The sequence below is a fragment of the Flavobacterium sp. TC780 genome, from assembly GCF_056783245.1.
This window is the reverse complement of sequence record NZ_JBXBAV010000091.1, coordinates 1-14,601: the sequence shown is the minus strand read 5'-3', so window position 1 is coordinate 14,601 and position 14,601 is coordinate 1. Positions and strand designations below refer to the sequence as shown.

Below are 14,601 nucleotides of genomic sequence, written 5' to 3'. Positions count from 1 at the left end.
ATTTCTAGTTGAATTGCGTGCAAATATAGTAAATAAATTGAAAACATACACGTTATACTATTTATAAATTTTTACAATTATAAATTCTAACGATTAATTTCAATTATAAACGATCTTAAAACCACTAGTCTCCTAGCCCAGATAGCAACGAAAATCCTTTATTGTTTTTCTTTAAAACAATAAAGATTACAGTGAATAGCTGGATTAGCTTCTAATAAAAAACAACTTAATTGTATTCCGAATTTTCTTTAAAAATAAAATTTAAACCAAATTGAAATGTTGCACTATTCGCTTTTGTAATATCTTTATATTCCAGAATATTATCAAGCATGGCATACAAATTAAACTTCCCAAGTGTTGTCGAAAACCCAAAACCTATATTTTTGGAAGAATAAGAATCGACAGTATAAGTTGCTTTTACTTGTAGGTTTTGAAAAAGCGTACGTCTATAAAAAGCCGTTAAAGCTACCAGTGGAGTTCTAGGCGTAGACATTACAAATAGTTGCATACCAACTCCATTGAGATATTCCGTTTGACCATGTGCTTTGCAATTACATTCTTCATCTAATCTGGCCTCACCAAAAGAATATTGAATTGATGAATTAAATTTAACAGGACGCCAAGTGGTATATTTATTATAAAGTGTATCTCTTGGAATTGCAGCTTCAAATTCATCGAATACATTTTCTGGCTTATTAGGATTGGTAAAATTTGGATTTACTCCTTCATATTGATAATACCCTTTATAAGTAAGGTTTTGAACTTCTTTACTATGGCGAATAAAACCAACATCGAGAACACTCGCTGTAAACTGAATATTCTTTTTAGGATAATAGGTTATTCCTGCATCAAAGCCTACTCCATAATTTCCACCTAAAAAAGTTTTATGTGCAATATCTGAAGCTATACTCCCATCATAATCATCCTCTAGATATTCGGCAATTCCTGAAGATTTTAATTCCAGATTAGAAGAAATTATTTGATTATACATTGTTGTGTTCGACATTCCTGTATAGATATATCCTGAATTTTTAGTAGAAGTTGCATTTAATCCGCTTGAATATAATTTTGCTCTCCCCCCTAAAACCAACTTATCACTTACCTTTTTATGATAACCTATGTGAAAAACAGAAAGCACTTCGGCCTTGACACTTAATTGACTTAAATCGAATGATTTTCCTATGTATTTTTGATTTCCATCTAATGCTAACAATGCTAAATCTTTGGGTACATACATAAAGAAATCAGCTTCTTGATACACTCCAAACGAAATATATCCTTTATTTTCACGACCACCAAGTTTAAATCCCCCCGAGAACAATTCAATTTGTTCATTAATCGAAACCACATCCTTTTCGGATGCTTTATTTACTGCATTTCTCAATTTAGTATTAAAATCGACTCCGTTATTTGCAAATAAATCATATGCCGAGAAACTACTCGAACCAACATTTGCCGAAATACCCGATAATAATGGCACTCCAAAATAATATTTATACGAAATGTCTGTACCTGGATTTACAAGCAATGATTGTGGAATAGAATTAAAATTATACAAGATTTGCTTGTTCTGCGTTACCCCTGAAACGCTTACTATCAGTAAAAAAATCAAATAAATTTTTCTCATTTTATCTCGAAGTAAAGGGTTCCTCCTGAACGTAACTTTAAATTCCCTAAACTATCTGCTGTTAATAGTGCACCAGACAACATCCTAATTCTTATTTCTAGCTTAATTGATTTTTTTAACAAATCTAGTGTTTGATTTTCGAAAACATCAGTATGCTTTACACTATTTGGTATGCCTACATATGCAGGAACATTTATTTCTGTATCATGCATAACCTGATTATTTTCGTCTAGAAAAACCAAACTCACAATATAAGCACGAGATATTGTATTTTCAATTTCAAAATTGAACTCCACTTTCTTTAAGTTATCCCTAAAAAAACTATCTTTAAATACATCAAAATCCTTTGCATCAAAAAAAATATCCTGCTCAGTTCCATTATCAACAAATGCATTTGCCTTAACATCAAAATAAGTTAAATTAGCAACAATAACAGGCTCTAATCTAAGATCTTTAGTCTGATCAAAATCCAAATCACTCGCGCATGAACAAAACAACATTACAACAATTATTAACCTAAAAAACATATTATAGTGATATGATTTCATTGCAAAATTATTTTAGTTTAATATAATGCTAACAACGGATTTTGATTCTTACTTATTATTTCTTTGTAAAAAAAATTAATGATAAGCACCAAACAGCTTTGAAGCTTCATTATAAGCACTTTCAAAACTCATCGCTCTTATATTCGTATTTTGTTTTTGTGCTGTAAAATATGATACCATTTTTTCTGTTGGCATATTCCCCGTTAACTTATCTGTTGCCATCGGACACCCTCCAAAACCCTGAATTGCCCCATCAAAACGATAGCAACCTGCGTGAAAAGCAGCATCAATTTTCTCAAACCAAGTAGTAGGCGTGGTATGTAAATGGGCACCAAACTCAATTTGTGGGTATTGCGCAATTAAATTCGAAAATAGATAGGTTATAATATCTGGCGTTGAACTTCCTACGGTATCAGAAAGCGAGAGCGTTTTTACTCCCATTTTAGATAGCTTTTCTGTCCATTCACCAACTATCTCCACGTTCCAAGGATCTCCGTATGGATTTCCAAATCCCATCGAAAGATAAGTTATAACTTCCTTATTCTTTTTATCCGCTATTTCTAATATTTCCTGAAGTGTAATTATCGACTCAGCTATTGTTTTATGCGTATTTCGCATTTGAAAATTCTCAGAAATCGAAAAAGGAAAACCTAAATATTGAATTTCTTTGTGCTCTGAAGCTATTTCTGCACCTTGTGTATTTGCTATAATCGCCAGTAATTTACTAGTTGTCTGCGACAAATCTAGTTGTGCCAAAACGGCAGCAGTATCTTGCATTTGAGGTATTGCTTTTGGAGAGACAAAACTCCCAAAGTCAATGGTATCAAAGCCTACTCGCAATAAAGACTGGATATAAGAAACCTTATTCTTAGTAGGAATAAATGTTTTAATGCCTTGCATGGCATCTCGTGGACATTCGATAATCTTAATTTCTTTACTCAAAGTGACTCTATTTCTAAATGCTAAGTTACTGTCTTTTTTATATAAATAAAAAATATCGCTTTGTTTATTTTATTACACAAAATTGTAATAATCACAAACATTACATAAAATTGTAATAAAAAATATTATTCCTTATCTTCGTAATGTTTTTTATCATCCTTCTTTTCAAGATAATTCTATCGAATCGAAAGCATATTACCCAACAGATAAACTATTGAATCAAGAAAAATGGAAACTAAAATAGTATTTAATTTTTAATTATATTTGAATATGATAAGTATAATCACAGGAGATATTATTGGCTCTAGACAGCTAAAACCTAAAGATTGGATTGATGGTTTAAAAAAACTTTTTATTCAGTTTGGTAAGAACCCAAGTGAATGGGAAATTTATCGTGGTGATGAATTTCAGATAGAAATCAAGAATCCCGAGGATGCCTTATTATCAACTTTATTAATAAAAGCATATTTGAGAACCCTAAAACTTGATGCCAGAATGAGCATTGGTTTTGGAGACAAAATACATAAGGCTAAGAAAATATCCGAAAGCAACGGAACTGCCTTTATACATTCTGGAGAACTTTTTGAAACATTAAAAAAGCAAAAAACTACTTTAGCATTAAAATCCGGAAATACAGATTTTGACACAAAGCTCAATTTAATGTTACGCCTAAGCTTAACTTTTATGGATAATTGGTTAGTACCTGCTGCAGAATTTATAGTAATTGCAATACAGAATCCCACATTATCACAGGAAGAAATTGGATTAAAAATAGGGATCAACCAAGCTGCTGTAAGTCGAAGACAAAAACGTGCACAATTTGATTTAATGATGGATTTAGACTCTTATTTTAGGTCGCAAATAAAAGAATTAACTCTATGATACTATTTGTAAAATTATTTTTGGCACACCTGCTTGGAGACTTTATTTTTCAACCTAATTCTTGGGTTATTGATAAAGAAACTAAGAAACAAAATAGCATTTATCTATACATACATGCTATTCTACATGGTATTTTAACTTGGATTTTGGTTGGTGAATCATCCTTTGGATGGTACGCCCTTTTATTGACGGTTACACATGGATTTATCGACTTTTTGAAGCTTTATTTTCAGAAAGCACCTACCAAAAGAGCTTGGTTTATTGGTGACCAAATAGCGCATTTTATAGTTTTAATTGCAATTGCACTTTTATATAATCAGCAAAAAATAGATTTTCTTGGATTTAATAACCAATTCTGGGTTATTCTAACTTGTATTTTGTTTTTAACTAAACCAACTTCCATTTGCATTAGAAACCTAATCTCTATTTGGACTCCCGAAAACAATAATAGAAATGACAATTCTCTTGCCAATGCAGGAAATTACATTGGCATACTAGAACGTCTATTTGTTTTTTGTTTTATAATCACAGGACATTTTGAAGCCATTGGTTTTCTATTAGCTGCAAAATCTATCTTCAGATTTGGTGATTTAAAAGAAGCCAAAGACCGTAAATTAACCGAATATGTCCTTATAGGGACTCTTTTAAGCTTTGGAATTGCATTACTTACCGGTCTGATTGCTCAAGTTATGCTATTACAGACTTTTTAAAACCTCCTTATTAATAGCTTTTATCAAAGCTGGCCCTTCATAAATAAAACCTGTATATAACTGAACCAAACTTGCTCCTGCATTTAGTTTTTCGATAGCATCTTGAGCTGTATGAATTCCGCCAACTCCTATAATAGGGAATGCTTTATTGCTCCTTTCTGAAAGAAAACGAATTACTTCGGTAGATCTTTGGGTTAATGGTTTCCCTGATAAACCACCCATCTCTTCTTTATTTTCTGACTGCAATCCTTCTCTAGAAATTGTAGTATTGGTTGCAATTACACCTGCAATTTTTGTAGTTTTAATAATATCAATAATATCCAGTAATTGCTCATCGGTTAAATCAGGTGCGATTTTTAACAAAATCGGTTTTGGTTTTGCATGCGTTAAATTTTTATTCTGTAACGTCTGCAACAACTGAGTTAATGGTTCTTTATCTTGTAGCTCTCTTAAATTTGGCGTATTTGGAGAAACTTACATTCACTACAAAATAGTCAACATAATTAAATAAAGCATCAAAGCAAATGATATAATCATCGACTGCATTTTCATTTGGAGTAACTTTATTTTTACCAATGTTTCCTCCAATTAAAACACCTTTATTGTGTTTTAATCGCTCTACCGCTTCGATAACACCACCATTATTAAATCCCATTCGATTAATAATCGCCTCGGTCTTCTTTTAATCGAAACAATCTCTTTTTAGGATTTCCTTCTTGTCCTACTGGTGTTACGGTTCCTATTTCTATAAAATCCGAAACCAAAATTCGAAAGTTCTTTATATAATTTAGCATCTTTGTCAAATCCTGCAGCAAGCCCAACTGGATTACTAAATTTTATTCCAAAAACTTCTCGCTCTAAATGAGGATCATTTACTTTATAAATCGCTTTTATAATCGAAGAAACTCCTGGTATTTTTGAAATAAATCTAACAAATGAAAAAGTAAAATAATGAACTTCCTCTGGGTCAAACATAAAAAGTATCGGACGAATAAGCAATTTATACATAAGTGTGTTGTTGTTTTTGTGGTTGCAAATTTAATTATAATATGCTTAAATGAACCCAATTTATGTAAAAAAACAGTTTGTTAATTTAATTCATTTTGAGTTTTTTATTGTACTTTTATTTCCCAAAACAAAAACTATATAAATTCTATAGAATTAATGAAAAAAGAAAAGAAAATTTGGTTATTTGGAATGATAACTGCTGGAATTGTATTTATAAGCTTTGGCTACGCAAATTTAACAAAACCAAGTGAAGAAAATTCAACACTTAGATTGCAATGAACTTCAAATGATCTCATCTGAATCAAAATTTGAACCTACAATCATTAGTAAAAAAGCAGCTCCATCTAAAGCTCCAAAAGGTATGGTTTGGATTCAGGAGAATTTCTCGATGGGAAGTAATGTTGCTGATGAAAGCCTATGCAGTATAAAAGGCATTACTAAAGATGCTGCTCCAATACATCGAGTATATGTAGATGGGTATTGGATGAGATAAAACTGAAGTTACTAATGAACAATTTGAGCAGTTTGTAAAAGCAACTGGATATGTTACTATTGCTGAACAAAAACCTACCAAAGAAGAATTCCCTTCAGTTGCCAAGAGGATCTAATAGCAGGTTCTGCAGTATTTACACCTACTTCTACATTTGTAAATTTAGACAACTTCTTACAATGGTGGACTTACATTGGCGGAACTAACTGGAGACATCCTGAAGGCCCTAATAGCACAATAAAAGGCAGAGAAAAATACCCAGTAGTGCAAGTTGCTTATGAAGATGCCGCTGCATACGCAAAATGGGCTAACAAAAGACTTCCAAGTGAAGCTGAGTGGGAATTCGCAGCTAGAGGTGGCAAAACTGGAGAACTATATGCATGGGGAAACACTTTAAAACCTAAAGGAAAATTTCAGGCTAACATATATCAAGGTCATTTTCCTATTAAGGATGGTGATACTGGAGAAGACGGATTTAAAGGAATTGCTCCAACAGCGCAATACGCTCCAAATGCCTACGGATTATACGATATGGCAGGAAATGTTTGGGAATGGGTCAATGATTGGTACGATGTAGATTATTATAAATCATTAGCAGAAACTGGTAAAACTATCATAAATCCACACGGGCCTGATATAAGCAATGACCCTTCTGAACTTGGCTTACATAAAAAAGTACAGCGCGGTGGCTCTTTTCTATGCACTGATCAATATTGTACCCGCTACATGGTAGGTACCCGAGGAAGAGGAGAAGTACGCTCTCCTGCAAACCACCTAGGTTTTAGATGTGTAAAAAGTATTTAAAATATAAAATTAATACGAAAAGGATTCTATCATATGTAAATCCTTTTTTGTTTACATCAGGATGTTTTTAATCTAAAATAAGACAGCTAGAAAAAATGTCTATATTTGCTAAAAAAAATAAAAAAATGCAACATATTATAGATCGATTTATTAGTTATGTAACAATTGATACAGAGTCTGATCCAAATTCACAAACCACTCCAAGTACTGCTAAACAATGGGACCTTGCTAATAAATTAGCAGAAGAACTAAAAAGCATAGGCATGCAGGATGTTAGTATAGATGACAAAGCTTATATCATGGCTACTTTACCAAGTAATGTAGAGCATGCTGTACCAACTATTGGTTTTATTTCTCACTTTGACACTTCTCCAGATTTTTCGGGAGCTAATGTAAAACCTCAAATCATTCCTAACTATGACGGTAAAGACATTGTATTGAATGCAGAGCAAAATATTATTTTATCTCCAAATTACTTCAAAGATTTATTACAATATAAAGGGCAAACTTTAATTACAACAGACGGAACTACATTATTAGGCGCTGATGATAAAGCTGGAATTACAGAAATTGTATCTGCAATGGAATTCCTAATTAAAAATCCAGATATTAAACACGGTAAAATTAGAGTTGGATTTACTCCTGATGAGGAAATTGGTCGTGGTGCACATCATTTTGATGTAGAAAAGTTTGGTGCAGAATGGGCTTACACTATGGATGGAAGTCAGATTGGAGAACTTGAATATGAAAACTTTAATGCTGCTGGTGCAAAAATCACTTTCAAAGGTAAAAGTGTACATCCCGGTTATGCTAAAGGAAAAATGATTAACTCAATGCTTATTGCTAATGAGTTTATTAACGAACTGCCTAAAGGAGAAACTCCTCAAGAAACTAAAGGTTATGAAGGTTTTTTTCACGTACACCATATAACTGGAAGCATCGAAGAAACTGTTCTTGAACTTATCATTAGAGATCACAGCGCAAAAAGATTCGAAAGACGTAAAAAATTGATTGAGAGAATCACTAAAAAAATTAATCATAAGTTTGCTAAAAAATTCGGAGAGCCAATCGTAATTACCGAAATAAATGACCAATACTACAATATGAAAGAAAAGGTTTTACCTGTAAAGCATATTGTTGATATTGCAGAAAAAGCAATGAAAGAATTAAACATAAAACCATTAATAAAACCTATTAGAGGTGGAACTGATGGTTCTCAATTATCATACAAAGGATTGCCTTGCCCTAATATTTTTGCAGGTGGCCATAACTTTCATGGAAAATATGAGTATGTTCCTGTAGAAAGTATGCAAAAAGCAACTGATGTTATTGTTAAAATTGCTGAAATGACTGCTATTCCAGGTATTTTTGATGCACCAGTAAAACCTACAAAAAAGAAATAATTTTATTTGGCTTAAGCCAAAAGAATAAAAAATCCCAATCTAAAAATTTAGATTGGGATTTTTGTTTTTTAATTTCTTTTTTAAAAATCTACATTTTTTTAGAAATGAGGAATAATACATTTCTACATTAGTCTTACCTCAAAATGGCTTCAATCGCTTTTAATTCCTCTTGGGAGAAATCAAGATTTTGCAAACTATCTATATTGTTATTTAACTGCCCTACTGAACTTGCACCAATTAGAACTGATGTGATTCGATTGTCTTTTAGCAACCAAGCCAATGCCATTTGTGCTAAAGATTGATTTCTGTTTTGAGCAATTTCATTCAAGGCAATTATCTTTTGTACTTTTTGTTCTGACACTTCTTCTAGCTGTAAATGCCCATTTGGATTTGAAGCTCTAGAATTTTCTGGAATACCTTTTAAATATTTGTCCGTTAAAAGCCCTTGTGCCAGAGGTGAAAATGCAATACAACCTACTCCTTTTTCTTCAAGAACATCTAGCAAACCAGCTTCGGCTTCACGAACAAACATAGAATACTTAACCTGATGGATTAAACATGGCGTTCCTAATTGTTTCAAAATTGCAGTTGCTTCTCTAGTTTGTTCTGCATTATAATTAGATATTCCTGCATATAAAGCTTTTCCACTTCGTACAGCGTAATCCAAAGCCATCATTGTTTCTTCCAGAGGTGTTTCAGGGTCAAAGCGATGAGAATAAAAAATATCTACGTAGTCCAGTTTCATACGTTTTAAACTCTGATCCAAACTTGATAATAAATATTTGCGAGAACCCCAATCGCCATAAGGTCCGTCCCACATCGTATAACCTGCCTTGGTAGAAACTACAATTTGATCTCGTAAGTTTCCTTGAAAATTATGCCATAGTATTTTCCCGAAATTTTCTTCAGCAGAACCTGGAACGGGTCCATAATTATTGGCTAAATCAAAGTGTGTTATTCCTTTATCAAAAGCTTCTTTAATAATACTTTCACCATTTTCAAAATTATCTACTGAACCGAAATTATGCCATAATCCTAAAGAAATTTGTGGCAGTAATAATCCGCTTTTCCCACATCTGTTGTATTTCATTTTATTGATTTAAAGATTGAAATTTAAAGAATTTAAACATAATCAGGACATAAATTCTATTTCTGTAAAAATAAGAAATCGAAAGTATTATACAATTAATTTATACTAATTGAAATACTTTCGATTTATCGTTTTATGATTTTGAGTACCCAAAAAAACAATCTTTATAAAATCATCTTATTTAATTATTCATGCAGCTTCTCAGAAATATCATGTATTTTTTTTAGCTTGAAAGAAAAATAAATATAGAAAGCTCCAATTGCAATAAAAGCAAAAGCAGTCCAATATACCAACGAAAGTCCTGCGAAAATAGGGTTCCATAATAATATGAATGAAAATATAATTCCCAGAATACCTAAAACCAAAAGATTTGCCCAATCTGGCACTCCATAACTCTTTAAATCAAAAGCAATAACTATAGCCATGATAGAACGGAATAAAATCACAAATCCTACATATAACGGAAGTATTGTAATCGAAATTAATGGATTAGAAATTAGCAATATCCCTACTACTAATCCTAAAATTCCTGAAGCTAATGTCCAACCCCAATTATCGATTTTTTTTCTGTTTGAAAGTGCAAAAATGACTTCAAAAATTCCACTTCCCAGAAATGAAATACTAAAGAGAAATGCAAGAGTTAAATATGCTGCCAATGGTGTTATAAAAGACCAAATTCCAATTCCAACAAAAAGTATTCCCACTAATAATGGGATATACCAATAATCAATAGCTTTTTTTACTTTTTTAAACAAAGAATTTTCCATAAATATATTTTAAAATCATGCTTACTCTATAAAGTTTTCAGCTTACCTTTAATGACCACCCTCAATCATAAAACAGCTATATTCGGTCTGTTTTATTACGAAGTCTCTCAAAGATAAGAAACAAAAACACCTATTTATAAAAATTAACTCATAAATACCTCACTATTATTTACTTAAATAATTTCATCAATTCTATTTAAAAATGCTTTCCAATCCTTTGCTCAAGCATTCCTTTGATATTAAAGAACAACCACATATCTTTATAAATTAAATCATTTCTCTACTTAAAAAATGAAATTCACTATTTATATATTTACAGCTGCAATTCTATTTTCATCATTTACAATCAAAAAAGAAGAAAAAACTGCAAAAAAACAAATTCAAGAAATACAATCTATAATAGACAGGGATGCTATTATTACCTATTCTAAACAATATCTGGGAACACCATATGTATATGCTGGGAATAACCCAAAAAAAGGTTTTGACTGTTCTGGGTTCGTTAATTATGTTTTTCAATATTTTGATATTAGTTTACCACGAAGTTCTGGTGCTTATAAAAATATAGGCAAGGCAAAATCACCTGAAGATTTTAAAGTGGGGGATGTTTTAGTTTTTTATGGCTATAAAGACCGAAAAAACATAGGTCATCTTGGAATTATTTGCGAAGCCAATGGCATGAAGTCAAAATTCATACATGCCTCATCTGGAAAAATAAAGAGCGTAACAATTAGTGCATTAGACTCCAATCATTATAGTAATCGTTTTTATAAATGTATTAATGTATTGCCTTAAAAAGTAAAACAATCAATCCTTACTTTAAACTTTCAAAACAAGCACAAAAAAACTCCAAACAATTTAACCTGTTTGGAGCCTAGACATTATAACTAACTACTTTTATAAAACTATTCCTTTTAATGTAAGCACTTTTGGTGTTGTTTCTGCACTTGTTACTACAGTAACAGTTTTAGAAAAAGCGCCTTTGTTAGCAGCATTATATGTTGCTGTAATCTTTGCTGATTTTCCAGGAAGAATCGGTTCTTTTGTATAATTTGTTGCTGTACAACCACAAGACCCCTGAACACTTGTAATAACTACAGCTGTTTTTCCTGTGTTTTTAAATTCAAAATCAATTTCTTTTGGAACATTCAGTGGTATTTGCCCTACGTCAATAGTTTCTGCTTTCCATGTAATTGATCCAGCAAATGCTGCAGTTTTTTCTAGCATTGATTCTACTGGAGCGACTGCTGAGAAAGACATTAACCCTAAAGTTAATACTAATAATAATGGTCTGATAATTTTCATAAGTCTAAAATTTAAATGATTATTTGGTTTGTCATTTTGAACATTACAAATGTAAATCGGATAAAAATAAAACGCTGTTAAGCGATTTCAAATGTTTGTTAACGACTTGTTAATCGCTATTTTTAAAGATATTTTTGATTAATATTACAACTTATAAATTGTATTGAAGTGAAAATAAATAGACTCAACAGCATTATTATTCTGGGTTTTATAGCAATCATCGGCATATTAGTCGTGCAATTACTATGGACCAAAGAAGCTTTTACCCTTGAACAAAAGAAGCTAAACCAGAAAACACATATTGCATTACTTGAAGTTGCAAAAAAACTACATGAAAGCAGTAGTAACGAGTTGCCTGCACAAAGTCCTATTCAAAAGATATCCAATGACTATTATGTTGTAAACATTGAAAATGATTTTGAACCCGATATTTTAGAATTTTATTTAAAATCGGAATTCAAGAAAATGAATATTACAACTGATTTCGAATACGCCATGTACAATTGCCAGAGCAATGAAATGATATATGGAGATTATATTTCTTTATCAAAAAAATCAAAAGGAAAACAATCTGTTCATTTTCCAAAACACAAAGATCTAGTTTATTACTTTGCTGTACGTTTCCCTAATGAAACTACTTATATATTCAGCTCAATGCGATTTTGGTTTGTGCTTTCGATTATGCTTATTATCATTTTACTAATTTATATCTACTCGATTTTCATGCTTTTACAGCAAAAAAAATACTCCGAGTTACAGCGGGATTTTATTAATAACATGACACACGAGTTCAAAACCCCTTTGGCATCTATTTTAATTGCTTCAAATTATTTAATTAAACAAAATCCGATCAAAGAAGACAAGAAACTGGAGAAATATACTGAAATCATTATCAACCAAAGTGGTAAATTAAATAATCATATAGAGAAAATTTTAAGTATTGCAAAATCAGATTATACCCCATTAGAATTAGAGCTAAAAAACATTTCAATTATTCCTCCCATTGAGGAAACCATAGAAAATATTAAACTAAAATATCCGGATACTGATATAAAAATTGAGTCTGACACTGCAAACTATACTATAGTTGCTGATGTTTTTCATTTTACAAACATCGTTTATAACCTTCTTGATAATGCAATAAAATATTGTGATACCAAGCCTGAAATTATAATTCGTTTAACTACTGAAAATCAATTATTAAAAATTGCTTTTATAGATAACGGAATAGGAATTGCAAACAAAAACATTTCTTTTATTTTTGATAAGTTTTACAGAATTCCAAATGAAAAAAGCACCCAGTCAAATGGCTTTGGATTAGGCTTGTATTATGTAAAAAAGATTTGCAACTTGCATCAATGGAAAATCAATGCTACTAACAATCCTAAAAAAGGGATTTCCATAACCATATCAATTCCATATAAAAAATGAGTATTTTCAAAATTCTTTACACCGAAGATGATGAAACCTTAGGGTTTCTTACCAAAGATAATCTGGAACAAAATAATTACGAAGTGACACATTGTTGCGACGGAGAATTAGGTTTGGAAGCTTTTAACAACGGTAATTTTGACATTTGTATTTTGGATATTATGATGCCCAAAATAGATGGATTTGAACTCGCAACCGAGATAAGAAAAAACAACTCCGATATTCCTATTATTTTCCTTTCTGCTAAAACGCTAAAAGAAGACAGAATAAAAGGACTGCGTTTGGGTGCCGATGATTATCTCGTAAAGCCTTTTAGCATTGAAGAATTGCTTCTAAAAATTGAAATCTTCTTAAAGCGTTCGCAGAAAAATAACTCTATAGATAAATCAGTTTATAAAATTGGAAAATACCTTTTTGACACTAAAAACTTCATCCTTTTTAATGAAAATGAAAAAATCAGTCTTACACAACGTGAAGCTGAGTTATTGAAATTATTTCTTGACAATAAAAATTCAGTTTTAAAAAGAGAACAAATTTTAACTTCACTTTGGGGAGATGATGATTACTTTATGGGTCGAAGCCTAGATGTATTTATTTCGCGTTTGCGTAAAATTTTAGTAAACGAACAGGGGATTTCTATAGAAAACCTACACGGAATTGGTTTCCGATTTACCATCTAATTCTTGTCTAAATTTATAGAATTTTGTATTTTTAATATTCAAATATTCCAGATATGAGATTGCATCATTTACGTAATGCTACTTTAGTAGTTGAAACAGAGAAATATGTTATTTTAATTGACCCAATGTTAGGCAAAAAAAAGACTATTACTCCGTTTAGTATTTTTCGCTACAAACCGAAAAGAAATCCGCTTACCTATCTGCCAAAAAACAGCAGAGATATTTTAAGCAAAGTCACACATTGCATCATTACACATTTACACCCAGATCATCTGGACAAAGCCGGTGAGATTTTTTTAAGAAGAAAATCAATTCCCGTCATTTGCAATATTAAAGATAAAAGTGCTCTTATTAAAAGAAACTTAACCGTTATTCAAACTCTGGATTATTGGAAGCCACAAAACTTTTTAGGAGGAAAAATAACAGGCATACCTGCTGTTCATGGGTATGGTTTTATTGCAAAACTAATGGGAAATGTGATGGGCTTTTATATTGAACTTCTTAATGAAAAATCAATTTATATTAGTTCTGATACTATTCTTACCGAAGATGTAGAAAAAGTATTAACCGAGCTTAAACCCGATATTGCAACAATTGCCTGCGGTACTGCACGATTAGATTTTGGACAGCCATTATTGATGAGAATGAATGATATTTTAAAATTTATTGCACTTGCACCAGGTAAAGTATTCGCGAACCATTTAGAAGCTTTAAATCACTGTCCAACAACCAGAGCAGAATTAAGACTTGCTTTAACGGCAAATAATCTTTTAGCAAAAACTTCGGTTCCTAATGATGGCGAATATGTTGAGTATTTATAAAACCAACAATCCAAATTCTCTTAAAGGTGCTGCCTCCCTAACAACAGATGTATTAACCTTAGCAATACGTAACGAACCAAGTAGAGGACACAA

15 protein-coding genes and 1 pseudogene are annotated in these 14,601 nt (G+C 31.5%); 9 read left to right on the top strand and 7 right to left on the bottom strand.

Going from position 1 to position 14,601, the window contains the following annotated elements; translation table 11 throughout:
• Positions 1 to 226: 226 nt before the first annotated feature.
• From AC1RYN_RS09355 to AC1RYN_RS09345, 3 genes are all read right to left on the bottom strand, one after another.
• Positions 227 to 1,627: a DUF5723 family protein gene (locus AC1RYN_RS09355; RefSeq protein WP_481806757.1), complete on the bottom strand. Its 1,401-nt coding sequence runs from the start codon at positions 1,625 to 1,627 to the stop codon at positions 227 to 229.
• Positions 1,624 to 2,175: a hypothetical protein gene (locus tag AC1RYN_RS09350; protein WP_481806756.1), complete on the bottom strand. Its 552-nt coding sequence runs from the start codon at positions 2,173 to 2,175 to the stop codon at positions 1,624 to 1,626. The genes AC1RYN_RS09355 and AC1RYN_RS09350 overlap by 4 nt, the downstream gene beginning before the upstream one ends.
• 75 nt (positions 2,176 to 2,250) lie before the next feature.
• The gene (locus tag AC1RYN_RS09345) at positions 2,251 to 3,117 is read right to left on the bottom strand and encodes a hydroxymethylglutaryl-CoA lyase (protein WP_481806755.1); all 867 of its coding nucleotides are present in this window, start codon (positions 3,115 to 3,117) and stop codon (positions 2,251 to 2,253) included.
• A gap of 270 nt (positions 3,118 to 3,387) precedes the next feature.
• Between AC1RYN_RS09345 and AC1RYN_RS09340 the strand changes: the two genes are divergently transcribed.
• A complete protein-coding gene (locus AC1RYN_RS09340; RefSeq protein ID WP_481806754.1) occupies positions 3,388 to 3,999 on the top strand; it encodes a hypothetical protein in 612 nt (203 codons plus the stop codon).
• Positions 3,996 to 4,709 carry a DUF3307 domain-containing protein gene (locus tag AC1RYN_RS09335; protein ID WP_481806753.1) on the top strand — a complete coding sequence of 238 codons (714 nt, stop codon included), beginning with the start codon at positions 3,996 to 3,998 and terminating at the stop codon, positions 4,707 to 4,709. The genes AC1RYN_RS09340 and AC1RYN_RS09335 overlap by 4 nt, the downstream gene beginning before the upstream one ends.
• Here the strand turns inward: AC1RYN_RS09335 and AC1RYN_RS09330 are convergent.
• Positions 4,695 to 5,717: pseudogene (locus tag AC1RYN_RS09330) on the bottom strand (quinone-dependent dihydroorotate dehydrogenase). The gene AC1RYN_RS09335 and the pseudogene AC1RYN_RS09330 overlap by 15 nt on opposite strands.
• A 247-nt stretch (positions 5,718 to 5,964) precedes the next feature.
• Here AC1RYN_RS09330 and AC1RYN_RS09325 point away from each other — a divergent pair.
• The 3 genes from AC1RYN_RS09325 (at position 5,965) to pepT (ending at position 8,414) form a co-directional block, all read left to right on the top strand.
• Positions 5,965 to 6,210, top strand: coding sequence for a hypothetical protein (locus tag AC1RYN_RS09325; RefSeq protein ID WP_481806752.1), 246 nt, complete (start codon positions 5,965 to 5,967; stop codon positions 6,208 to 6,210).
• Positions 6,211 to 6,297: 87 nt separating this feature from the next.
• Positions 6,298 to 7,011: a formylglycine-generating enzyme family protein gene (locus AC1RYN_RS09320; protein ID WP_481806778.1), complete on the top strand. Its 714-nt coding sequence runs from the start codon at positions 6,298 to 6,300 to the stop codon at positions 7,009 to 7,011.
• 125 nt (positions 7,012 to 7,136) lie between these two features.
• A complete protein-coding gene (gene pepT, locus AC1RYN_RS09315) occupies positions 7,137 to 8,414 on the top strand; it encodes a peptidase T (protein ID WP_481806751.1) in 1,278 nt (425 codons plus the stop codon).
• A 133-nt stretch (positions 8,415 to 8,547) separates the two neighbouring features.
• Here the strand turns inward: pepT and AC1RYN_RS09310 are convergent, their stop codons facing one another.
• Positions 8,548 to 9,504: an aldo/keto reductase gene (locus tag AC1RYN_RS09310; protein WP_481806750.1), complete on the bottom strand. Its 957-nt coding sequence runs from the start codon at positions 9,502 to 9,504 to the stop codon at positions 8,548 to 8,550.
• 185 nt (positions 9,505 to 9,689) lie between these two features.
• Complete coding sequence (locus tag AC1RYN_RS09305) at positions 9,690 to 10,271, bottom strand: HdeD family acid-resistance protein (RefSeq protein WP_481806749.1); 582 nt, start codon at positions 10,269 to 10,271, stop codon at positions 9,690 to 9,692.
• Between the two features lie 291 nt (positions 10,272 to 10,562).
• Here AC1RYN_RS09305 and AC1RYN_RS09300 point away from each other — a divergent pair, with 291 nt between their 5' ends.
• Entirely contained in the window at positions 10,563 to 11,066 is a 504-nt protein-coding gene (locus AC1RYN_RS09300) for a C40 family peptidase (RefSeq protein ID WP_481806748.1), read from the top strand.
• Positions 11,067 to 11,168: 102 nt separating this feature from the next.
• Here the strand turns inward: AC1RYN_RS09300 and AC1RYN_RS09295 are convergent, their stop codons facing one another.
• Positions 11,169 to 11,576, bottom strand: coding sequence for a DUF1573 domain-containing protein (locus AC1RYN_RS09295; RefSeq protein ID WP_481806747.1), 408 nt, complete (start codon positions 11,574 to 11,576; stop codon positions 11,169 to 11,171).
• Between the two features lie 168 nt (positions 11,577 to 11,744).
• On the opposite strand from AC1RYN_RS09295, the gene AC1RYN_RS09290 reads away from it, so the two are divergent.
• From AC1RYN_RS09290 to AC1RYN_RS09280, 3 genes are read left to right on the top strand one after another with little or no spacing between them, the layout of a single operon-like run.
• Positions 11,745 to 13,007 (top strand): sensor histidine kinase, encoded by a 1,263-nt coding sequence (locus tag AC1RYN_RS09290; RefSeq protein WP_481806746.1) that lies wholly within the window; start codon positions 11,745 to 11,747, stop codon positions 13,005 to 13,007.
• The gene (locus AC1RYN_RS09285; RefSeq protein WP_481806745.1) at positions 13,004 to 13,687 is read left to right on the top strand and encodes a response regulator transcription factor; all 684 of its coding nucleotides are present in this window, start codon (positions 13,004 to 13,006) and stop codon (positions 13,685 to 13,687) included. Before AC1RYN_RS09290 ends, AC1RYN_RS09285 begins: the two co-directional genes overlap by 4 nt.
• 53 nt (positions 13,688 to 13,740) lie before the next feature.
• Positions 13,741 to 14,508 carry an MBL fold metallo-hydrolase gene (locus tag AC1RYN_RS09280; RefSeq protein ID WP_481806744.1) on the top strand — a complete coding sequence of 256 codons (768 nt, stop codon included), beginning with the start codon at positions 13,741 to 13,743 and terminating at the stop codon, positions 14,506 to 14,508.
• Positions 14,509 to 14,601: the final 93 nt, after the last annotated feature.